The organism is Acidobacteriota bacterium, from assembly GCA_016196035.1.
Lineage (GTDB): Bacteria > Acidobacteriota > Blastocatellia > RBC074 > RBC074 > JACPYM01.
Genome location: JACPYM010000095.1, coordinates 1 through 23,773, shown reverse-complemented (window position 1 = coordinate 23,773; position 23,773 = coordinate 1). Strand labels below are relative to the sequence as shown.

Sequence of the window (23,773 nt, the reverse complement as noted above, 5' to 3'; positions counted from 1 at the left end):
AACCTAATTACATGTTAGCCCGATAGAATTATGAAGATACGTGCACCACGGAATAGAACGCTGATATGCCAGGCAGAAGAAGTGTCGAGATTGTCAGGAGCGTTACTGCAATTGTCGCAACCCGCAACAGTGCCGTTGATTACAGACCGCATCATAAATCAGGATTTTGCGATGGCATGCCCACTACTCCCTCGCTCGTTTGCGGACCTTCTCATACTTGACCCCCCTTACAATCTGACAAAGGATTTCAACGGCCATGTATTCCGCGCTCAAGATGCCGACGCCTACATTTCATGGTTCGATAGCATCCTGTCTTCGCTAGTCCCATTGCTACGGCCCACAGCATCCGTTTACGTTTGTAGCGACTGGAGAACATCCACGCTGATCTTTCCAGTTCTAGACCAGCATCTGCATATCCGTAACAGAATCACATGGGAACGCGAGAAGGGGCGCGGGGCGAAGGCAAACTGGAAGAACAACACCGAGGATATTTGGTTTTGCACACTTGCAGATGAGTACACTTTCAACGTTGATGCTGTGAAGTTAAAGCGGAAGGTAATCGCGCCGTATCGTCATGAGGACGGAAGGCCGAAGGATTGGGATGAAACGGAAAACGGAAACCACAGACTCACACATCCATCAAATCTATGGACCGACATAACCATTCCATTCTGGTCTATGTCGGAGAATACCGATCATCCTACGCAGAAACCAGAAAAATTGATCGCAAAACTGATTCTTGCTAGCTCCCGTCCTGGCGACTTCATTCTTGATCCGTTTCTTGGCAGCGGGACCACAGCAGTCGTCGCCAAAAAGCTCAGACGACACTTTTGCGGCATTGAAATTAACCGCGAGTATTGCTGCTGGGTGCTAAAGCGCCTCGAAGCTGCAAATGAAGATTCCAGTATTCAAGGATATGCCGACGGCGTTTTTTGGGAGAGAAACAGCCTCAATGACCAGAAGCCTGCAAAAGTGAAAACGCCAAATGTGCGAACGAAAGGATTATTCGATGCCTGAAGCGCTCGATCATCTTCTTCAATTGATCCACGATAATAATGGCATCAGTGACAAAGCCCGTCTCGCTATGCTGGTTTCAGAGGAACTCAGTCTGACGAAGGATCGGTCGGTTTACTATTGTGCGGAGTTTGCAATACGCTTTAGTTCGTCAGCCAGTCGTAACTTTGGCAACACAGTCCTTTCGCTATCAAATCTCAAAAAGTATGACGACCGTCCGTTTATTGTGTGTCTGGTCACTCCTGCAAAGAACTTCTGTCTTATCGCGAATACGACCTTCCTAAAGAAAATAAGTCACAGTTCCCAAGAACTCAGGGTGAACAACATTCGCGGAAGTTTCAACGGCTCCGACATAGTACAGAATTTTGAGGGTATCGAGAATTGCGCCGAGAACATTGTTCGACTCTTCGCTATTCATGCAGACATCGGATTTGAGGGGAATTTAGCGCGACTCGTAGAAGCCACAAACAACATATCTCCATCTGGTTCGAAATTTACGGTTGGAGGCATCGAAGGGGAGAATATTCTTGCAGCCCCCAGTAGGGCTATTCGTTTTGTTGCATCCCCGGATGTCACAACGCTGAAGGATGAACTTGATGACAAAGTCGCCAGATACAAGAACGAAATCCTCTTGGCAGCCCTGATTGAGAATGTGAATGTCCGGGGACGTGTGATCGAATACTTGATAGCCGGAGACGACGAGTCGCTGCGACAACGCCTGATCGAGTCCCTGAAGTCTGGCTCAAATGGGCTGCCTTCGTTCAAGACCGCTAACACGCTCGGTGACTATCAAAGACACTTTGATGCGTTTGACACTGAAACGGACGTGAAGACGAAGATACTGATACTCAACTCCAATCCGAAGGCTTACAACTTGGACAAGATGCTTGAGTTTCTTGCGGGAGACAGGTCGGTTTTCATGTTCTATTTCGTTGGCGTTGATCCGGGCAGGATTGTCAACACAGCCCTGGTATCCATGTTTCAAAAGAATCTGCTTGATGGAACAATCTTGCTACGGCATTGGGCTGGGCGAAATTCCAGAGGTGTATCCCAATTTGAGGGGAAAGCGATAAATGGTCTGATTGAGCGACCAAGTGCCGAGATTGATGAGCATAAAGCCAAGGATTTTCTCGTTCGTATTCTTGCCCTCTAGGAAATGGGATAACATCCGTTCAACCGGAGCGGCTTGCCGTAACCGATAGGTTTGGTAGCAGAGGTCGCCGCCCAGATGAATGCGGTGTTAGGCGCTAAAGAACAACCCGCTACGATTCGGTGTATCACTTCAACCAAACCAAGTAAGGAGACAAGATGACTGCTTTTGAAAACGCCAAGAAATTCTTTGCTGCCTGCGAAGCTCCAGCAGGCTGGGAAGGGTGCCAAGCGTATGTTGCGGAGGGCGCATCATTCAGGGCACAGAGTGAGCCGCTGGCCGGGATCACCACGATTCAAGCTTATTGTGACTGGATGGCGGCCATCGGAACTATCACCGCACCGGGGGCCACCTACGACTTGCATGCGGCGGCTTTTGACGAGACGACCAACACGGCCATTTTCTTTGCGACCTACCACGCCCGGCATACGGGCGAAGGTGGCCCTGTCCCGCCCACCAACAAAGAAACACATACCGATTATGTCTATGTGTTGACGATGAACGACGAAAATAAAGTCGCGGGTATGGTGAAAGTATGGAATGCCCCTTGGGCGCTGAAAGAACTCGGTTGGATGTAGGCGGTTCAATCGCAGCCGCACGTATTAGATCGGTTTTCACTTCAGTGTACGGGAACCTGCGGGGCGGTACCGCGCGCGTGAGCAAGCGGAGGTTTGGCGGTTCAGCCATTGGTACAAGCTTGACGCGCCGCTTGCTCACGCGCGCGGTACCGCTCCGGTGCCTACTGCTCACATAAACACAATTGCAAACTGATCCAGACCTTTGAAGTAATCCCGATGAAACGAGTGTTGGTAATCGGCTCAGGTGGCGCGGGCAAATCCACGTTCGCGGCGCGCTTGGCGCGGGCGACGGGGTTGCCGCTGCTCCATCTGGATGCGTTGTACTGGCAGCCGGGCTGGGTCGAACCACCGAAGCAGGAATGGGCCGCCACCGTCGCGCGGTTGCTGGCAGGCGAGCGCTGGGTTATGGACGGGAATTATGGCGGGACACTGGAACAGCGACTGGCGGCCTGCGATACGGTGGTGTTTTTGGATTTGCCGCGCAGCTTGTGTTTGTGGCGCGTGCTCAAGCGCTACGTGCAATACCGGGGTCGCACACGCCCGGACATGACGCCCGGCTGCCCGGAGCAACTCTCGTTTGAATTCCTCAGTTGGATTTGGCATTACCCGGCGCAACGCAAACCCAAGTTGCTGGCGCGACTCGCACAACTTGCTCCCCACCAACAGGCGTTGATCTTGCAGTCCACGGCGGAGATTGAGCGCTTCTTCCAAACCCTCAGCCACACGCATTCCGGCGGCTGAGACACATCGTATTTTCCAAACCATTCGATCTCCCACTTACTGATTACTAGACATTAGCGGGAAGAGGAATTAGCCACGGGGCACACGGGGAAAGCGGGGAAAACACAAAGCGGGGCGGCAGATCAAAACTCTTCCTCCGTGGAGGTTTCCTTGAGTTCCCCGTGCGCCCCGTGTGCCCCGTGGTTGTTCGTTGCTTAATCCCGCTAAGGTCTACCGACTACCGACTACTCGTAGCGCAACGCAATCAGCGGATCAACTTTGGTCGCACGTCGAGCGGGCAGATAACAGGCCAAGAACGCGACGAGCACCAAGGCGCAGGTGATGAGCGCCAAGGTCAGCGGATCGCGCGTCGGCAAGGTTGGAATGGCTGCGGCGAGCAAGCGGGCCTCGGCCAGCGCGCCCGCAATGCCCAGCAGCGCGCCCAGCAGAATCAGCCGTCCACCTTTGCCCAGCACCAGCCAGAGCACATCTTTGGATTGCGCGCCCAAGGCCAGGCGAATGCCGATTTCGCCGGTGCGCTGGGCGACGGTGTATGAGATGACGCCGTAAATGCCGATGGCCGCCAAGGCCAGTCCCAAGGCCGCGAAAGCGGCGAGCAGCGTGCTGAGCAGTGCGATGCTGCCCAAACCTTGTTCGACCAGGCTGCGCGCTGTGCGCAGCCTGTGCACGGGTTGCGCCGGATCGAGTTGCGCCACGGCGGCGCGGAGCGTGTTCACGAGCGCTTCGGGCGGCGTGGTGCTGCGTAAAGTGATGACGACGCTGTTGGTCTGCGATTGTGTTAAAGGACGAAAGCCCTGGAAGCGCGTATACGGTTCGCTTAGGTCTGCCGGAAAAGCCATGTCGTTCACGACGCCGACGACTTCGTGCCAGTTGGGGTTGTCGCCGGGCCTGCCGAGGCGTTTGCCGATGGCGCTTTCGTTGGGCCAGAAACGGCGCGCCGTCGTTTCGTTGATGATGATGACCGGCGCTTTGTCGCTGGTGTCGGCGGCAGTGAAGGTGCGTCCGGCGCTGAGCCGCACGCCGAGCGTGTTGAAATAGTCGGTACTGACCGGCTCGAAATAGATTTCGGGCCATTGACCGGCTTGCGGCACGGGCTGGCCTTCGATGCGGAACGAACCGCTGCTGTTAAAGCCCCAGACCGGATTTGAATTCGACAGCGCCACCTGTTCAACGCCGGGCAGCGCGCGCAGGCGTTCTTCCAGTTGCTGATAAAACGCCAGGCGTTGCGGCGGTTTGGCATAGTTCGCGCCGCGTAACCCGATCTGCGCCGTCAACAAGCCATCCACCTGCCAGCCTGGATCGTGTTTGGTGAAGCGATACAGCCCGCGCAAGAACAAGCCAGCGCCTGCCAGCAAGACGAGCGCAAAGGCGACTTCGCCAATAATCAACGCGTGGCGCAAACGATGTTGCCCGCGCCCGGCGGAGGAACCGCGCAGATTGTCTTTCAAGGCTTCGTTGACATTCGTGCGCGAGGCCAGCCACGCGGGAACAACGCCGAAAAGCAGCCCCGTTAGCACCGAACACAACAACGCAAAGCCGAACACGCGATAATCGAGCGTCACCGCCGCGCCGGGCAATTCGCTAAACAGGCGTTGGCTGATGAAATCAACGCCTTGCACGGCAAACAGCAAACTCAGCGCGCCGCCCAGCAACGAGATAACCAAACTCTCAGTCAGCGATTGCCGCAATAAACGCCAGCGCCCAGCGCCCAATGCCATGCGCACCGCCAATTCTTTCGCGCGTCCTGCCGTGCGCACCAGTTGCAAATTGGCGAGGTTGGCGCAGGCAATCAACAACACAAACCCCGCGAGGCCAAAGACAAACCACATGACTTTGCGCCCGATGTCATCCGACACAGAGCGTTGCAATGGTTCCAGCCGCAGCCCTTCATTGCGATTCTCTTGATGTTCTTGCGCTTGGTTGGCCGCCAATACATTCATCGCGGCCTGCGCCTGGGCGAGCGAGACGCCCGGTTTCAGGCGCGCAAAGAGGCGCAAAAAGTTATTGCCGCGATTCTGGCGCTGGTCGGCGGCAAACGCCAAAGGCCGCCACACATCCACCGTGTCCCACAGCAACGGATGATCGAAGCCGGGCGGCATCACGCCCACGACTTTGATATTTTCGCCATCCAGCCGCAGCGTGCGCCCCACGATGTTCGGGTCTGCGCCAAAACGCCGTTGCCAGAAACGGTCGCTAAGCACGACGACCTGACTCGCGCCCGGTTGATCTTCTGCGGCGGTAAAGACGCGCCCCAACGCAGCAGGCACGCCCAGGGCCGGAAAGAAATCCGCCGTGACGGCCATGCCCTGCAAACGCTCGGCGGCTTCGCCCTCTTCGGCCAGATTCGGGCTGATGCCGTTAAACGCGACCATGCGCTCAAAGACCGTATTCTTTTCGCGCTGATCCATAAAACTGGCGGGCGAATGCGGCCAGCTTTGCGAATGGATCGAAGTGCGATAGACGCGCATCAGTTGCGCGGAATTCGGATATGGCAGCGCGCGGAATAGATACGTATTGAGCACGCTAAACATCGCCGTATTCGCGCCGATGCCCAAGGCCAGGGTGAGCACCGCGATGACGGCGAAGCCCGGTTGTTTGAGCAGCATTCGCACGCTGTAGCGCAAGTCTCGCCAAAGAGTCTGCATGGTGGTTTCTCCTCCGCTTTACATTGAGACGAACCGGACAGGTTTGCAGTAAGGGACACGCCACGGAGAAAGGTTTCAGGTTGCGCAGATTTGTTTACGCGCCCAGCGACATTTCACCTCGAACGGAGCTATTCCATCCGTAACGCCACCAACGGGTCTATGCGCGCCGCCCGCCGGGCCGGCCACCAACAGGCTTGCAATCCGGCCAGTAGCAAGAGCAAGGCGACCGCGCCAAAGGTCAGCGGATCAAAGCTGTCAAAGGCCGAAAGATTCCAGACATAGCCTTTCAGCAAGCGCGTTGCCAGCAGACTGCCCAGCAGCCCCACGCCAATCCCCGTCGCCAGCAGCCTCGCGCCACGTTTGATGATCATGCCCGAAACCGCGCCGGGGCTGGCGCCCAACGCCATCCGCAAGCCGATTTCCTGTGTCTGCTGGGCGACCGCGCTGGACATCACGCCGTAAACGCCGATCACCGCCAGCGTCAGCCCCAAGGCCGCAAAGACCGCAAAGAGCACGAGATTGAATTTCGGATCAGCGTAAAAGAATTCCTGCAACACGCCGTCAATGGTCATCACATTGGTGACGGGTTGCTGGGCGTCCACCGCGCGAATTTGGTTGAGCACGGCGCGGGTGAGCGCCGACGGGTCGCCTTGCGCCAGGACAGCCAGCCGATCCGCCGCCCCGGCCAGCGTGAACGGGATATAGATTTCGGGCGTGATCTCTTGATTCAAATTCCGATTCTGCGCATCCTTCACGACACCGACAATTTCAAAGGAGTCGGTGGCGATTTTGAACGGAGCCTGGGCGAGGCGCGGAATGCGAATGACTTGGCCCAGCGGATCGCGCCCGGGCAGCCGATTGCGCGCGAAGGTTTGATTGACCAGCGCCAGTTGCCGCTGGCCGTCCACTTCGCTTTCCGTAAACAGGCGGCCTTGCAACAGCGTGATCCCCATTGCCTTGGCGTAATCGGCATTGGTGTGATGAATCATCGCCGCACGCGCGTCTTGTTGCGCTGCGCCGCTGACCTCGACTGCCGCGCCCATGCTGCCCAACGGATGCAATCCCAGATTCAACCCGACGGCCTCAACGCCCGGCACAGCACGCACGCGGCGCAACACGTCTTGAAAGAACGCCACGCGCTGCGCACGGTCGGGGTAACGCTTTTCGGGCAGCGGCACGCGCATCGTCAACACACGGTCGGTGCGAAAGCCGAGGCCGGCGTTTTGCATTGCCAGCACGCTACGGATCATCAGCCCCGCGCCCACCAGCAACAGCAGCGAAAGTGCAACTTCGGCGACGACCAGACTCTTGCGCAAGAACGCCTGCCGCCGGCTACCAGCCATACTGCGGCCCGCTTCGCGTAAGGGGTTCGCCAAATCGTGCGTGGCCGTGTGCAAGGCTGGCGCGAGGCCAAAGAGCATGCTGGTCAGCACCGAGACCGCCAGCGCAAAGAGCAAGACCGGCATGTTGAGTGTGACTTCGGCTTCATCGGGGATGGTGTTGGGCGGGACGATTTTCAAGATTGCCTGCAAGCTCCAGACGGCGAGCAAAACGCCCAGCGTGCCACCCGTCACGGCAATCAGCAGACTTTCAGTCAATAACTGCCGGATGATGCGCCCACGACTTGCGCCCAGCGCCGCGCGCACGGTCATTTCCTTGCGGCGCTCGCCCGCTTTAGCCAGCAACAGATTCGAGACGTTGGCACAGGCGATCAGCAACAACAGTCCGACCGCGCCGAACAGAATCCAAAGGTTTTCGCGGATGGCGCTGGGAAAAGTTTCTTTGAACGATAGCAGGCCGACTTGCCATTGTTGCGGGAACTGATCGGGTTCGCGCTGCTTGAGATCGGCGATAATCGGGCGCAAATCGGCTTCGGCTTGTGCGGGCGTGACGCCGGGTTTCAACCGTCCGAGCAAATGCACGCTGCGAATGCCTTCGACCGTTTGCCCGCGCCGGAGCACCACGGGCAGATACACATCGGCGCCGCGCCACATAAACCGCTTGGGCATCACGCCGATCACCGTGCGGACTTGGTCGTTCAAGCGCATTTCCCTGCCGATGACGCCGGGGTCGCCGCCGAATTGCCGCCGCCAGAATTTGTAGCCCAACACCGCGACCGGCGCGGCTGCGGTGTTGGCGTCTTCCGGCGTATACGTGCGCCCCAGCAGCGGCGGCACGCCCATCACTTGAAACGTCCGGGCCGTGCCGAAATTGCCGCGCAAGCGTTGCGGCTCCGCGCCATCCGTCCACAACACATCGCTGATGGTCGAAGCGATCACGCCTTCAAAGATTGCGCTGCGTTCGGCGATTTCCAGAAATTGATCGGTCGAATAGTAAGTGCGAAAGCCGCGCTCGTGCGGACTCCACACCTTGACGCTCATCAGCTTGTCTACGTCTTTGTACGGGAACGGGTCGAGAATGACGGCGTGAATGACGCTGTACATCGCCGTCGTCGCCATAATCCCCAACGCCAGCGAAAAAACTGCGATCAAGGCGAAGCCGGGGTTCTTCCGCAACATGCGCACGCCATAGCGCAGGTCTTGCATCAACGCTTGCATAACTCTCCCTCCAGATGACGGGTCGTGTGTTCGGTGACGCTGGCCGCGGCGGCCTCTGCACTGTTGAGCCGCGCGGCCTGCGGTTCGGCCTCGGCGAAACGCGGCTCAGGTTGAGACGCTGCTTGTGGCTTATGCAGGCTGCGGAAAAGCTGCTGACTGATAAATCCGATGACCATGAAAAAGCCAAGCAGGCCGCCCAGCGTCACCAGCAAGGCGGCTTGCAGCGGGACTTCCAGACGCAGCAGCCTTTCCAGATAACCGAGAATGATCGCCAGCCCGCCGATGCCGATCCCGGCAAGGCTGACGGCGGCGGCGGCGTTGATCAGCGGAATGAGCCAGTCCCGCGGCACCGGTTGCACCAGCGGTGTTGCAGGCGCAGCCGCGTTTGCCGAAACGGCGCTCGTGCCGCCGCAACGACGGCACGAGCGCCAGGCTTCATCAGATTCAGCGCCACAAGAGGGACAAAACATGGCAAACCTCATCAGAACTTACGCAAGACACGAACAGCTTAGCCACAGAGGCACGGAGACACAGGGCTTTTTCACAGCGTTGGCACCGTTCTCCGTCTTCCTCCGTGTCTCTGTGCCTCTGCGGCAAAGATTTTAGTTAGCGACAATGAAACCGCCGGCGGCAACTCAATCACCGCGCAACGCCATCAGCGGCTCAACGCCCAGCGCACGGCGCGCGGGAAACCAACAGGCCGCTAGCGCAACCAGCAACAACAGCAGCGCCACGACGCCAAAGGTCAACGGATCGGTAGCGCCGACACCAAACAACAGGGTGTTCATCAGCCGCGTCAGCGCGAACGCCGCCGCCATGCCGAGTGCGACGCCGAGCAAGACGAGCTTCAGGCCCTGCCCCAGCACCAGCCGCAACACGTCGCGCCGCTGTGCGCCCAGCGCCATGCGAATGCCAATCTCATGCGTGCGCTGGCTGACCGCATAGGCGATGACGCCATAAATGCCGACCGCCGCCAGCAGCAGCGCCAGGCCGGCGAGCGCGCCGATTAATTGCAGCAGAAATCGCTGCCCACCTAACGAGCGTTGCAGCAGGAATTCGAGCGTGCGCACTTTCCAAACGGGCTGTTCGCTGTCCACCGACCAGATAGCGGCGCGCACCGCGTTGGCAAAGCTGTTGGCATCGCCGCGCGTGCGCACCACCAGCGAGGCAAAGATGTGCGGCTGCTGCGCGTAGTTCAGATAGATTTGCGGCTGCGCGGGTTCGTCCAAGCTGAGATGCCGGATGTCGCCGACGACGCCGATAACCGTGGCCGTGACGTCCGGGGACAACAGATGCACCTGCCGCCCGAGGGCCTCGCCCGCCGGCCAGTATTGCCGCGCCATCGTTTGGTTGATGATGATCACAGGCGGCGTTTGCGCTTGATCTTGCGCGGTGAAAACGCGGCCCTGCAAGACCGGAATTTTCAGGGTGCGGAAATAGTGCGGATCGGCGCGATTGGTTTGCGCGCGCGGTTCCTGACCGGCGGGCGGTGTCGCGCGCTCAGGCAGAGTAAACCCGGAGGTGCCGGAATTTCCGCCGTGCGGAATCGCGCCCACGGCGGCGGCAGATTCAACGCCGGGCAGGGCTTGCACGCGCGCGACCACCTGTTCGTGAAAGCGCCATTGCTGCTGCGGTTCGGGATATTTGTTGCGCGGCACGCGGTATTCCAGCGTCAGCACATTGTGCGCATCGAAGCCCGGATCAACGCCGAGCAGGTTCGCAAAACTTCTGACCATCAACCCCGCGCCCACCAGCAATACCAGCGAGAGCGCGACCTGAGCGACGACCAGCAATCCGCGCAAGCGGTTGCGCGAAGGTTGCGCGCCCGCCGTCCGCCCGCCCTCTTTCAAGGCTTCGTTCAGGTCAGGCCGCGAGAAACGCCAGGCCGGCAACAAGCCGAAAACCAAACCGGTCAACAGCGCCGCGCCCAGCGTGAACCCGAACACCGCGCGATCGAGTTTGATTTCAAACAGCCCCGGCAAATTGACGGCGCTGCTGGTTGCCAGGGCCTCCATCCCCCAGACGCCGATCAGCAGCCCGATGACTCCGCTCACCAGCGCCAGCAACAGGCTTTCGGTCAGCAGTTGCCGCAACAGGCGCGCGCGGCTGGCGCCCAAGGCGGCGCACAAGGCCAGTTCACGCGCACGCCCGACCGCGCGGCTCAACAACAGGTTGGCGATATTGGCGCAGGCGATCAACAGCACGCAGCCCACCGCGCCGAACAATACCAGCAACGCGGGTTTCAATTGCTCGGCCAGCAGCGTTTGCAAACCAACCAGATTGACGCCGCGCTCTTTGTTGGTTTCGGGATATTGCTGGGCCAGGCGGGCGGCAATCGTATCCATCTCGGTTTGCGCCTGCCGCATGGATACGCCCGGCTTGAGCCGTCCGAACACGCCCGCGCTCGTGACCTTGCGGTCGAGCGAAAAATTCGGGTAATGCTGAATCGGCAGCCACACCTCAATTTCGGAATAAGGCGCGCGGAAGCCCGCTGGCAGGACGCCCACGACCGTGAACGGTTGATTGTTGAGCGTCAGCGTCTGGCCGAGCAGTTGCGGATCAGCGCCAAACCGGTCGCGCCAGGTTTCATAGCTGACAACAGCGACGCGCTCAGCGCCCGTCACATCTTCGCCGGGCAAAAAGGCGCGCCCCTGTGCGGCAGTGACCTGAAGCATGGGAAAAAAATCGGCGCTCACAAAACCACCGATGACCCGGCCCGGTTCGATCTGGCTGCCGGTGCGCCCGGTCAGGTTGACGCTCTGCGGCACGAAAGCCGCCAGTTGGGCAAACGACCGGTTCTGCGCGCGCCAGTCCAGCAAATCAGGCCACGCGACATATTCGCGCGGGTCGCTGTTCGTGCGCACAAAGACCGCGACCAGTTGTTCGGCGTGGACGTATGGCAACGGGCGCAGCAGCGCCGCATTGACCACACTGAAAATCGCCGTATTCGCGCCGATGCCCAGCGCCAGCGTAACAACGGCGATCAACGTGAAGCCGGGCTGTTTCATCAACATTCGCGCGCCGTAGCGCAGGTCTTGCCAGAAGGTGTTCATCAGTGGTGCTCCCTGAATCTGCGTTGAATAACTGGTCAACAATCGTCAGTGAATCGTCAGTGAATCGTCAGCGGCTCTGGGGTTTGGCATACAGTTTCCGTGCCAGCGCATGCGCGCGGCTAAAGTCTGCGGCGAAAAGCAATTTGAAACGGGAACGCAACGCTGCGCGAGATTGATTGTTCGCTTTCGGGAACGGCGCTTCCCAGTAGAGAACAAAGGCGTGTTCAATTAGCGCGGACGTCTTTGCCCAGTTCGCGCCGCAGCCAGGCTTTTGCCAGCGTCCATTCACGGCGCACGGAAGTGGGCGAGATGCCCAGCACGTCGGCAGTCTCTTCGATGCTCAGTCCGCCGAAATAGCGCAACTCGACGATGCGGCCCTTGCGCGCGTCCTGCCCGGCCAGGGTGTCGAGCGCTTCATCCAATTCGACCAGGCCCGGTTCGCTGGCGTTGCTCAGCTTGAGCGCTTCATCAAGTGCGACGCTGGCTTGTCCGCCGCCGCGTTTGTCGCGCTGTTTGGTGCGCGCGTGATCCACCAGAATGTGGCGCATGACCTGGGCCGCCAGGGCGAAGAAGTGCGCCTTGTTTTGCCATTCGACCGGATTCTGTCCGGCCAGTTTCAGATAGGCTTCGTGCACCAGCGCGGTGGGTTGCAAGGTGTGCTCCGGGCGTTCGGTCTGAAGCTGCCAGGCGGCTAGGCGGCGCAGGTCGTCATAGACCAGCGCCATCAATTTACCAAACGCTTCGGCCTGCCCGGCGCGATATTGATCAAGTAACAGGCTGATTTCGGATGAGTTCGTAGACATTGCGTTTTCCTTCGAGAGAAATTCCTGGGTACGCACCGCTTCCAGCGTGCGGTCTTGGCAGAAGATAGAATGATGCTGAAAGGGTACCCTTCGGCATTGCTCGGTCTCACGCCGAGACTGCACGCTGGAAGCGCTGCGTACCCAGGGATTTTCTTTTTTTCGTTCAGCCTGGGCGGATTCGCACCGCTTTGTCGCTATTTGCGGTGACGGACGATTGCTTGCACCGTCAGCATATTAAACAATCACCGACACAGCAGGACAATGGAGCCGAGCGATGAACACAGATTGGGAAAAGATTGATCAGCTTTTTCACCAGGCGCTGGAATGTCCAACCGAAGAACGCGCGGCGTTTCTGGCGCAGGTCGCACAACACGATCCGGCCTTGCGACACGAACTTCAATCCCTGCTCAACAACCACGAGGAAAATCACAGCTTCCTGGAAACGCCCGCCCTGCGCATCAGCCTTGCGTCCCAATTTGGCCGCTGGCAAGCGCAACTCGCAGAGGCGCTGACGCCGCCCTCTGGTCAGCAGATGATCGGACGCTTGCTCGATGGGAAATACCGTTTGGAGGAATTGTGCGGACGCGGCGGCATGGGCGCGGTCTATCGCGCGCTGCACGTCGGCACGGGCCGCCGCGTGGCCGTCAAAGTGATCGCGCCCGAACTGGCGGGCCAGCGCGAATTCATCGAACGGTTCCGGCGCGAGGCCAAGACCATCGGGCGTTTGCGCCATCCGAATATCGTCAACGTGACCGACTTCGGCATCACGGGCGAGCACGAGCAAACGCTGGCCTATCTGGTGATGGAACATCTCGAAGGCGGTACGCTGGCGGCCAAGCTCAAAGACAAACGCCCGCTGCCATTGGCTGACGCGCTCGACATTCTCAGCCAGACCTGCGCGGCGATTGACGAAGCGCATCGGCTGGGCATTCTGCATCGCGATCTCAAACCGGAAAACATCTGGCTCGAACCGGTCGGAGTTGCCGGTTGCAACGTCAAGGTGCTCGATTTCGGCATCGCCCAGTTGCAAGACTTGCTGGTGCTCGAAGAGCCGGAGCCACTGCCGGTCGTCAGCGAAACGAGCCAGCCAGCCGCGCCGCAACTTCAGCCCTATTCCATCACAGAAGACGAAACGCTGCGGCTGAATCTGACGCTGCGGCAATTGACGCGCGCGGGCACCGTGCTGGGCACGCCGAAATACATGTCGCCCGAACAGGGCCGGGGCGAAGAGCTAGACAACGCTTCGGACATTTACAGCCTGGGCGTGATCGCGTACCAGATGCTGAGCGGCGAGTTGCCCTTTGACGGAACCTTCGCGGAACTGCTGCAACAACATCGTGAAACCACGCCCGTGCCGCTCAGCCAAAAACGTTGGGGTCTGCCTGCCACACTCGATGCCGTCGTTGGTCAGGCGCTGGCAAAAGAACCGGCGGCGCGGCCCGCTACGGCTGGCGCATTTGCTTTTCTGCTGAATCTGCAAACCACCGGCAATGACTGGTTGCGCCAGCAGGCCGATGCCCTGCTGCGGCAACACAGGTTCAAACTGCTGGAACTGGCGGTGCGCTTGCAATGGCGAATGTGGCTCTTGACCGGCTTGCTGCTGCTGGCGACGGTAAAATTGCCGGGGCTGCGGCCTTTGTCAGCGGGCCTGGTCTTCGGGTTGCTCTGGCTGTTGATCGCGGCTACGACTTTATGGAAACAGAATTCAGTCACGGCAGCATTCACGCTTTTCCTCGAACAGACGCAGAAAACCGCCAAGTCGGAGCTAGACGCACGCAACATCGTCAGCGCAATTCGGCAGCGCAGCGGCGCGCTGGCCCAAGCAACCTGGGCCGAATTGGCGGGCCTCGCGCGCAAACTGAGCTCGTTCAAACTGGCTGAGATTAAGCGTTGGGCTGATTCCCTGCTGAGCGTTCCGCCGTTGATGCAGGAAGGTCTGAGCGTTGACCAAGCCGCGCAACGCTCAGCCAAACTGATTGAGCCGTTGCGCCGCAAGCTGGCCTATCCTTTGTTCAGGCGCTTGCTGGCCTTCGCACTCGTGCTGACCGCGTGGCAGACGGCGTTGGTGCTCTGGGGCAACACGCTGGATGGCGGGCGCAGGGAATTGTTCGACAACGCCGTTTTGCTGCTGCCGTTGCTGCTGGCGCTCGGCTTTACCGCCTTCAACCTCAGCGTGAAAAGCTCAATCGAACAAGCTGTGCTGTACTTCACCGCGCGAAAAGCTTTGGGTGAGACCACAACAGACACAGCCGTGTCGCACTTGCGTCAGGCGATGGAAACCAAAACGAACGGTTGGTGGCCTTATTTCAAGACCTATGCGCCGACCTGCGCGCTGCTGCTGCTGCTGGGCAACTTGCAGTTCTTGAAACTTCCCCTGATGAGCACGGCCATCAACTCAGGCCGGCTCTATACGGTCAAAGCTTTGCAAGCCGCCGGCGTCCCGCTTCCCTTTTGGGCCTTGCCAAGTACGCCAGCCAGAGGCTGGCAACGCTGGCTGCGGCGCGCAGTACTGCCATTCGGTGGGCGCAGTTTCCATCCCTACGACCTGCGCATCATTCAATCACGAGCGATGACGGAATTCCTGCTCGAAAAGGGCGTGGGCGTGAATACACCGCTCGTGTTGAGTGGAAGCTGGACGCCACCGGGCATCGGCGCTGTCGCGATGCCGCCTTTGCATGTGGCGTTGACGGATCGCCGCGTAGAAATCGCGCAATTGCTGATCGCACACGGCGCTGACGTGCAGGCGCGCGATTCCATCGGACGCAGCCCCTTGATCGTGGCGCTCACCTACTGCCCGCAGGCTATCGAACTGCTGCTGGCTCACGGCGCAGACCTCAACGAACCGACCCGCTTTGGCCCGCCGTTGCTGGCGGCGGCGCGTTATCAATGGCTTTATCCAATGCCCAATCACCGCTTTCCCAGGCTCATCCAGGGAAACGAGAACGCCCTCAAAATCCTACTGGCAAAAGGCGCTGATCCGAACACGCGCGATAGCGACGGACGCAATGCTTTGATGGTGATGTCTATGGAAAGTCGGCCCAGTGGCGACGTGATCGAACGGGGAAACAAGAGAATCCCGCCGCCGCCACCCAAGCCTGGTTCGAGTGGCAAGTTCCAAGCAATACAGGATGAGCATGGCGAGGTGTCGGTCTTTGAAGTAGAGGCACTGCCTGACAAGGCGTTACAGTTGATTGGCGAAACATTGTTGCGGGCTGGTTGCGATGTCAATGCGGCTGACAGCAATGGGTCTACGCCACTGATGTACGCCGTGCGTTACAATCGGCCCACCACCATCCGCCTGCTATTACAGCACGGTGCCGATATCAAAGCGAAGGACAAGAGCGGCCTGACCGCGTTGGAGTTGGCCAAGCAGTTGGGCAAGCCAGAGATTGCTCAATTGCTGCAAGCTGCCGCGAGCCACGGCCAAGCCAAGTAACAGCCTCGTCAAACCAGCGGGATGAACCAAGTGAAGCACGCAGCCTCAAATGCGGCGGGTAACGGTCTCCAGCCAGAATTCATTAAACCTGTCGCCATTGATTTTTGTCACGACGCGCGTGGGTTTGCCGCGCGCGTCTGGCGTATGGCAGAGCCAGGCGTCTTTGATTTCCGACCGCAACGGCAACTCACGAATTTCCACGCCTTCGCGCCAGCCCAGGGCGATGGCGCACGCCAGCGCATCGTGCTGAAAGTTGATCGTATCGTCCGGCACACCCGCACACGTTTGCCCAAACTGCGCAGCGTGGTTTTCGTCCCGCGCAAACGTCTCGGCCTGCCGCGCGATCAGTTGCGCCAGCGGCCCGGCCTGGCGCAAGCGGGGCAGATAGGCGTGGCGCAACGAGGTTTCGACGCTGACCGCCAGCGTGACGAAGGTCGGATTGGAATGCGTGATGACCAACTGCGCCGAGGCGGCATCAACCTGGACGTTGAAATCTATCTCAGGCCCCCATTGCGGGAATCCGGCGCGGGGCGGGAAGACATATCCGCCCATCAGATATAACCGAGCCTGGCGCAGGATGCCGGGCTGGCGCTGTTCCAATAACGCCAGGTTCGTGAACGCGCCAATGGCGACAATGGTGGCACCTTGCTCAATGCTGCGCGCCAGCAGGGCCAGCGCTTCGTCCAACGCGGGACGGGCGGGCGGAATCGGTTCCGGCCAGTAGTCGGCGGCGTTGGGCAAGCCCTGCCAAACGCGGTAAGCGTGCTGCGCAATGTCGGCCCCAGCGGCAACGGGAATATCTGGGCGTTGCGCCAGCCGCAACGCATGGCGCACATAACCGGCGCGTTGGCCCTGCTGTTCAGCCACCGTGGTGACGGCGAGCAACTCCACTTCCGGCCAATTGAGCACCATTGCCAGCGCGCACAGATCGTCAATGTCGCCGCCCAGATCGGTGTCAAGGTGTAGTTTCTGCATCCGACAGCCCTCGGCATCACGCCCGCCGACGTATTGGCGTGGTGCATCATTCGCACCGCAGCGCAATCATTGGATCAACTTTTGTTGCTCGCCGCGCCGGAATCCAGCAGGCCAGCAACGCTACGCAAGAGATCAACGTCGTGATAGCGGCAAAGGTCAGCAAGTCAGACGCGCTTACGCCATACAACAAGCTTTGCATCACTTTTGTCAGAGCCAATGCGCCCAGTAAGCCAATGACAATACCGCCGACAATCAACCGCGCGCCCTGTCCCAGCACCAGCTTGAAGATGTCTGCCGCCTGTGCGCCCAGCGCGATTCGGATGCCGATTTCATTGGTGCGTTGCGCGACGGAAAACGAAATGACGCCGTAAATCCCCAGCGCCGCCAGCAACAGCGCCAGCCCCGCAAAGCCGCCCAGCAACAGCATCACAAAGCGGCGCGGCGAAACCGATTGCGCCACGATGCCTTCCAGCGTGCGAAAGTCGCGGGCAGGCAGATTGGCATCTACCGAGTGAAAGGCGCGTTGAATCTCTGCGGCCATTGCCGCTGGTCGCTGCGTCGTCCGCACTACCATCTCCATCGAGCTTTGCACGGCTTGCGCGAGCGGAAAATACATTTCCGGTTCGGCCTCGGCTTCGAGCGAACTGTGTCGGACACTACTCACAACGCCAGTCACGCGATATTCGCGGTCGCCCGTGATCACCTGGCGTCCGACGGCTTCCTGGCCGGGAAACAAACGGTGGGCGAGAGCTTCGCTGATCATCGTCACCTGTTCGGTTTTCTCAGTGTCGAATTTCGTGAAGTCGCGCCCGGCTCGCAAAGCAATCCCCATCGTCGTGCGATAACCGGGATCAATCATGCGCGGAAACACGCCAATGCCTTCACGCACGGCTTGCCCTTTGACGCGCACATCCCAACTGCGATTACGCCCCAGCGGCAGCGTATCGGTCAGTCCCACCGAAACGACGCCGGGCAGCGCGGCAACGCGTTCGGTGAGCGCAGCATACAGCGCATTTTTTTTGCCGGGGGTGTCATATTTTTGTCCCGGCTCAATGCGCCAGACCGCCGTTCGTTCCGCACGAAAACCGGGATCGGTTTGCAGCACCTGCCAGAAGCTGCGCATCAGCAAGCCCGCACCAATCAACAACACACAGGCCAGCGCGATTTCGGCAACCACCAAAGTGTCGCGCAACCGTCCGCGTTGTTTGCCTCCGCTGGAGCCGCGCGTCGCGTCCTGCAAATCTTCCTGCACATTCGTCCCCGTCGCTTGCAACGCGGGCATCATGCCAAATAGCAGTCCCGTGCCAATCGTCACCGCCAGCGTGAACAACAGCGCCGTCATATCCACCTTCACCGATTGCAACAGCGGCAGGCTGAACGCATTGGTGGACGCGATGGTATCGGTTGCGAACAGCGCGAGCGACAAGCCAACTGCCGCGCCAGCAACTGCCAGCAACACGCTTTCCGTCAGCATCTGGCGCACCAAACGCCAGCGCGTGGCACCGAGTGCCAGTCGCAACGCAATCTCCTTGCGGCGCGCCGAAGCCCGCACCAGCATCAGGTTCGAGAGATTCGCGCAGGCAATCAGCAGCACGCAGCCGACCGCCGCCAACAGCACCCACAGGCCGCGCTGAAAGCGCCCGTTGATCTGTTGTTGCAGGTCTGTCATCCGTGCGCCGAACCCAGCGCCACGGGCCGGATATTGTTTCTGCAATTGCTGATTCAGCGCATCGAATTCCGCCTGCGCCTGCGGGATGTGGCTGCCCGGTTTCAACTTGCCAATGACGGCCAGCGTATTCCCAATACGGTCTAATTCTTTCGCCATCGGAAACGGCGCGAGCAGGTCTACGCGTGTGCCGGGCGTGAACGTCGAAGCGAAATCAAACGTCGGGGGCAAGACGCCTACGACCACTGTCGCCTGATCTTTGAGCGTGATGGTTTGCCCGACGATTTTCGCGTCACCGCCAAAGCGTCGTCGCCAGAATCCATAACTCAGCAGCACGGCTTTGCGTCCGTTCAAGCGACTTTCGTCCGCATCGAAATTGCGCCCCAACAGCGGCTGCACGCCCAACAGCGGCAGGAAATTTTGCGTGATGAAATAGCCCGTCAATCGCTCCGGTTCGCCGCTGCCCGTGAGGCTGAAGCTTTCGTAATCGGAGAAGGCAAAATAGCCCGCGAGATCGGTAAACGACTGATTGAGATTGCGCCAGTCCAGAAAATTGTTCATTCGCGTCGTCTGCCCCGACAACCCATCTGCGCCGACATTCGCGATCCAGACCAGCCGCTCGGCTTCCGTGAAAGGCAGCGAGCGAAACACCAGCGCATTCACCACGCTGAAGATCGCCGTCGTCGCGCCGATGCCCAGCGCCAACGTCAGCACGGCAATCAACGTGAAGCCGGGTTGCTTCAGTAACATTCGCGCGCCGTAGCGCAGGTCTTGAGTTAAGATTTGCATAAATACCTCATAGGAGATGCCAGAAGCTGGAGGCTAGAGGCTGGCTTCCTTTCCTATAGTTTTTAAGAAAAAGAATTTCCGAAAAGTCCCAAAGGGACGGCCAGCCAACAGCCCAGGGTGAAGCCCTGGGGGCGTGCAAATGGTTCGGCAAGCCCTGAAAGGGCGCCAGCCAAGCCTATGGCTGGCGCCCTTTCAGGGCTTCGCGCAACGACTCAATGTGCAGCCTGGGGCTGCACCCCAGGCTGTTGGCTGATGCTCCGTTGGAGCTTGCTAGGGAAATTCTTTTTCTTGAGGTCTATAGCAGCCAGCTTCTAGCATCCAATATCTATTCGCACCGCAGCGCAATCATCGGATCAACTTTTGCCGCGCGCCGGGCGGGGATGTAACAAGCCAGCAGCGCGACCAGCGTCAGCAACAAGGCGATTCCCGCAAAGGTCAGCGGGTCAGTGGCGCTCACGCCAAACAACAGCTTCGTCATCAACCGCGTCAACGCCAGCGCCACCAGCAGGCCCAGGCCCACACCGAGCAATGCCAGTTTCATCCCTTGCCCGACCATCAGCTTAATGACATCGCGCTGCCCCGCCCCCAACGCCATGCGCAAACCGACTTCGTGCGTGCGTTGGGTGACCGAATAGGACATCACGCCGTAGAGACCGACCGCCGCCAACACCAGCGCCAGGGCGGCAAAGAGGCCGATCAGTTGCAAGTTGAAACGCGGCTGCCAGAGCGTATCCGCGACGACTTGCTCCATGCTCACGCTGGCCGAGACGGGCAGGTTGCGGTCGAGCGCTCTGACGGCCTCCTGCACCGCCGGGGCGAGGGTTTGCGGCGCGACGGTGGTGCGCACGACCAACGTCATCGCAGTCATGTGCCCGGCGGTACCGGCATAAAAGATCGGGTCTTGTTGAAAGGGTAGATAGATTTCGTTCTCGGGCGCGGCGGTCCAGCTTCCCTGTTTCACATCCTTGACGACGCCGACCACGGTGAGCCATTGCACCGGTTGTGTGCGGTCGCGCGGATCGTCGAGCGTGAGGCGTTTGCCGAGGGCCTCTTCCGACGGCCAGTAGCGTTTCGCCAGGGTTTCGTTGACGATCACCACGCGCGGCGCATCCGGCGCATCGCGCTCGGTGAATTCGCGGCCCGCGCGCAACGGCACGCCCATCGTGCTGAAATAATCCGGGCGGCAGACGCGGAAGGTCGCGCCTGCCTCTTGGCCGGGCGGTGGCAAGGGTTGATTTTCAAACACCACATTGGTTCCCCAGGTATCGCCCGCCAGCGGCAGGTGGTTGATCGCGCTGGCCGCTGTGACGCCCGGCACTGTTTTGAGCCGCTCTGTCAATTGCCGGTAAAAAGCCTCGCGCGCCGGGCCGACATACTGCGTCGCCCCCGCCAGCGAAACCGTCGCCGACAGTAAATTGCGCGGATTGAAGCCCGGATCAATCGCTTGCAGCTTCAGAAAGCTACTGACCAGCAGGCCCGCGCCGATCAGCAAGACCAGCGACAAAGCGAGTTCGGCGACGACCAGCATGGCGCGCCAGCGGCTGGGGCCGCCCGTGTTGCCGCGTCCGCCCTCTTTGAGTACCTGATTCAAATCCGGTTTTGACGCGGCCAGCGCGGGCGCGAGGCCGAAGAGCAAACCGGTCAGCAATGCGACGGACAAGGTGAACAACAACGCCGTCGCATCAATTTGAATTTCGTTCAGACGCGGTAGGCGCACGCTGAAACTCGTGCTATTACCTGCCAGCAAGCCGGTCAACCATTCGACGCCCCAGACGGCCAACAACACGCCGCTGAACGCGCCGCCCAACGCCAGCAACAAACTCTCGGTCAGCATCTGCCTGAGAATGCGCCAGCGGTTGGCACCCAGCGCCCCACGAATCGCGACTTCCTTTTGCCGCGCCGCCGCGCGCGCCAGCAACAAACACGCGACGTTGGCGCAAGCAATCAACAACACCATGCCAACCGTCACCGACAAAATCAGCAAAGCCGGGCGCACATCGCCGACGATTTTTTCATTCAAAGTGGTGACGCGAATGTTGAGGCCGGTGTTGGCTGCCGGGTAGGCCGCCGCCAGTTGTTTGCTCATGGCTTCCATCTCGGTCTGGGCCTGCACGAGCGTCACGCCCGGTTTGAGCCGCGCAAACACGCGCAGGCTTTGCCCGCCCCGGCTGGTGGCGCGCGCACGCAAATCGAGCGGCGTCCACATCTCAGCCCGCGTTGACCAGAACGGCGGGAATTGAAACTGCGGCGGCATCACCCCGACGATCGTGTAGCTTTCGCCGCTCAGCCGCACCTGCTTGCCCACGACATCCGCCACGCCGCCAAAGACGCGCTGCCAAAGTTTGTGGCTCAGCAGCAACACGTGCTCTTGGCCCGGCTGAAAGTCCTCGGCTTGCAAGGTGCGCCCCAACAGCGCGGGCACGCCGAGCATGTCGAACAGCCCTTCGCCCATGCGCAAGCCGCTGAGTTGTTCGGGCCGGTCGTTGCCCGTGAGCGCGCCGCCCCAGGCTTCCGCCGCCGCCATCTGGGCGAAGCTTTGGCCGTGGGCGCGAAAGTCCAGAAAATTGGCGGGTGCAACCGGCCCGCGCCCTTCGTGCAAGAGCGTCACAAGGCGCTCCGGTTCGCGGTAATTGAGCGGGCGCAACAGGACGCCATTCACCACGCTGAAAATCGCCGTATTCGCCCCAATGCCGAGCGCCAGCGTGACGACGGCAATCAGCGTGAAGCCCGGTTGTTTGAATAACATTCGCGCGCCGAAGCGTAGGTCTTGCAGTAAGGTGTTCATCGTTGCTCCTCTTGATAGAAAACGAACTGCCGGTTAAGAGTGCAGTTCCAAGCAGCGTGCCAAGACAGCGGCGGGGGTAAGTTCTTCAATGGCTTCGGCATTGTGGCGGTACGCCAACGGCGGGTGTCCACTTTTGAGAATGACGCTTCCCAAAAGCGTTATAGCAGCTTGCAGTTGGGGATGACCTGCGACCGAGACGATACGGAGAGCGGTCGTGACCTGGTGCTGCGGTGTCGCACACCAACGAGCTGCCAGGTCGCGACCGCTCTCCGTATCGTCTCGGTCGCACATACTTGCAAACCGCTATCAGTGGCAGTGATGACTTGGCGGACACGATTGAGGGTTCAGCCCGTCCGAGCGCGCCGCCGAACCAAACCGCGCAACCGTGTTTCAATGCACGCGGCGGCCTTCCGCCCAACAGACCGCATACCAGAGCGTCGCGGCAGGGTCGCGGCTCCATTCGTGCAAGGCGGCGAGGCCCGCGTCAAATTGCGCGGCAGCCAACAAACCAGCCTCGACCACAGTGGCGCGCGCGCCGTGGATGACGCCGATCAAGTTTTCGACGTAATGCGCGAAATGCGGTTCGCCCTGGCAACTGCCAAAAAAGATAAACGTGTTGCGCACCGGGGCCGCGCCGGCCTCGACCAGCAACGACACCAGCCGCCGCCCGATGACAGGGTCGTTGCCCAGGTGTTCATAGCTGCGCTGATACGCCTGCCAAAACGCCGCGAAGCCGGGCGGCTCCGGCCAGAGGCGCAACAAATCGTGATCGTCGTCTTCCAGCACAATACGTCCGCCGGGCCGCACCGCGCGCACCATCGCTTGCACCACGGGCAACGGGTCGGGCAGGTGTTCGAGCAGAAAGCGCGTGTGCGCCAGATCGAACGTGCCCCACTCTTCGTCACGCAAGGGGAACTGCAAGGCATCGCCCTGCCGGAATTCGACCAGCGCGGCTTCGCCCGCCTGCGCGGCCTGGCGCACGGCCTCGGCAATTTGTGCGGCGCTGCGTTCGATGCCCAGCACGCGCTCGCCCGCCACCCGCGCCATCGCCCGCGACAGTTGGCCCAGGCCGCTGCCGACATCGAGGATGCGTTCGCCGACCTGCAAATGCAGTTCGCGCAACGAGCCGACGTTGAGCAAATCATTGAGCAGCGACAGGCGCGCCTGCTCTTCAGGGTCGGTGCCGTGGATGTATTCAGAGGTCGTTTTCTCACTCATAACGTAATGCCTTCGGCGGATCCAGCCAGGTCACGGCAAGCAAGGCCGCTGTTTTTATCATCAGCGGAAAACCGCGGCTCGCGGCGCTGGCGGCGGACGCTCAAGCTTCAATAGTTTCAAATGAGGTGTGAGTAAAACTGTAGGTAGTGGTAAAAATGCAAGGCTCATCAGTTTTTGTCGCGTAGCGACAGTTGAGTTTAGCCGTGGTTTTCAAACCACGGTAGAAAGCTTGGCAACGGTTCCGCGTCGCGTCAGCGACGCTTGAATTCAGGCGTCGCTGACGCGACGCGGAACCGTTGCCAAGCTTTCCCGGCGTTGAAACGCCGGGCTAAAATCGGGTCGCCGCTACGCGGCTGCAAAAC

At 60.0% G+C, this 23,773-nt stretch carries 14 protein-coding genes; 5 read left to right on the top strand and 9 right to left on the bottom strand.

Annotated features, from left to right (window positions below):
* Nucleotides 1–30 precede the first annotated feature (30 nt).
* The 4 genes from HY011_27395 to HY011_27380 all read left to right on the top strand — a co-directional run bounded on the left by HY011_27395 (nt 31) and on the right by HY011_27380 (nt 3,483).
* Nucleotides 31–1,017: a site-specific DNA-methyltransferase gene (locus tag HY011_27395; GenBank protein ID MBI3426671.1), complete on the top strand. Its 987-nt coding sequence runs from the start codon at nt 31–33 to the stop codon at nt 1,015–1,017.
* Complete coding sequence (locus HY011_27390) at nt 1,010–2,167, top strand: hypothetical protein (protein ID MBI3426670.1); 1,158 nt, start codon at nt 1,010–1,012, stop codon at nt 2,165–2,167. Before HY011_27395 ends, HY011_27390 begins: the two co-directional genes overlap by 8 nt.
* Nucleotides 2,168–2,322: 155 nt before the next feature.
* Complete coding sequence (locus HY011_27385; GenBank protein MBI3426669.1) at nt 2,323–2,742, top strand: nuclear transport factor 2 family protein; 420 nt, start codon at nt 2,323–2,325, stop codon at nt 2,740–2,742.
* Nucleotides 2,743–2,958: 216 nt separating this feature from the next.
* Nucleotides 2,959–3,483 carry a DNA topology modulation protein gene (locus HY011_27380; protein ID MBI3426668.1) on the top strand — a complete coding sequence of 175 codons (525 nt, stop codon included), beginning with the start codon at nt 2,959–2,961 and terminating at the stop codon, nt 3,481–3,483.
* Between the two features lie 224 nt (nt 3,484–3,707).
* On the opposite strand, the gene HY011_27375 is transcribed toward HY011_27380, so the two are convergent.
* The 5 genes from HY011_27375 to HY011_27355 form a co-directional block, all read right to left on the bottom strand.
* Complete coding sequence (locus HY011_27375) at nt 3,708–6,128, bottom strand: ABC transporter permease (GenBank protein MBI3426667.1); 2,421 nt, start codon at nt 6,126–6,128, stop codon at nt 3,708–3,710.
* A gap of 128 nt (nt 6,129–6,256) precedes the next feature.
* Nucleotides 6,257–8,686: an ABC transporter permease gene (locus HY011_27370; protein ID MBI3426666.1), complete on the bottom strand. Its 2,430-nt coding sequence runs from the start codon at nt 8,684–8,686 to the stop codon at nt 6,257–6,259.
* Nucleotides 8,674–9,156, bottom strand: coding sequence for a hypothetical protein (locus tag HY011_27365; protein MBI3426665.1), 483 nt, complete (start codon nt 9,154–9,156; stop codon nt 8,674–8,676). Before HY011_27365 ends, HY011_27370 begins: the two co-directional genes overlap by 13 nt.
* Nucleotides 9,157–9,321: 165 nt before the next feature.
* The gene (locus HY011_27360) at nt 9,322–11,739 is read right to left on the bottom strand and encodes an ABC transporter permease (GenBank protein ID MBI3426664.1); all 2,418 of its coding nucleotides are present in this window, start codon (nt 11,737–11,739) and stop codon (nt 9,322–9,324) included.
* A 224-nt stretch (nt 11,740–11,963) separates the two neighbouring features.
* Nucleotides 11,964–12,542 carry a sigma-70 family RNA polymerase sigma factor gene (locus HY011_27355; protein ID MBI3426663.1) on the bottom strand — a complete coding sequence of 193 codons (579 nt, stop codon included), beginning with the start codon at nt 12,540–12,542 and terminating at the stop codon, nt 11,964–11,966.
* 274 nt (nt 12,543–12,816) lie between these two features.
* Between HY011_27355 and HY011_27350 the strand changes: the two genes are divergently transcribed.
* Entirely contained in the window at nt 12,817–15,978 is a 3,162-nt protein-coding gene (locus HY011_27350) for a protein kinase (GenBank protein ID MBI3426662.1), read from the top strand.
* Nucleotides 15,979–16,023: 45 nt separating this feature from the next.
* Here HY011_27350 and HY011_27345 read toward each other — a convergent pair whose 3' ends face one another.
* The 4 genes from HY011_27345 to HY011_27330 form a co-directional block, all read right to left on the bottom strand.
* On the bottom strand, nt 16,024–16,953 hold the full coding sequence (locus HY011_27345) for a nucleoside hydrolase (protein ID MBI3426661.1): 930 nt from the start codon (nt 16,951–16,953) through the stop codon (nt 16,024–16,026).
* Nucleotides 16,954–16,999: 46 nt separating this feature from the next.
* Nucleotides 17,000–19,408, bottom strand: a complete 2,409-nt coding sequence (locus HY011_27340) for an ABC transporter permease (protein ID MBI3426660.1) — start codon at nt 19,406–19,408, stop codon at nt 17,000–17,002.
* Nucleotides 19,409–19,733: 325 nt separating this feature from the next.
* The gene (locus tag HY011_27335) at nt 19,734–22,193 is read right to left on the bottom strand and encodes an ABC transporter permease (GenBank protein ID MBI3426659.1); all 2,460 of its coding nucleotides are present in this window, start codon (nt 22,191–22,193) and stop codon (nt 19,734–19,736) included.
* A gap of 390 nt (nt 22,194–22,583) precedes the next feature.
* Nucleotides 22,584–23,411 (bottom strand): methyltransferase domain-containing protein, encoded by an 828-nt coding sequence (locus HY011_27330; GenBank protein ID MBI3426658.1) that lies wholly within the window; start codon nt 23,409–23,411, stop codon nt 22,584–22,586.
* Nucleotides 23,412–23,773 lie beyond the last annotated feature (362 nt).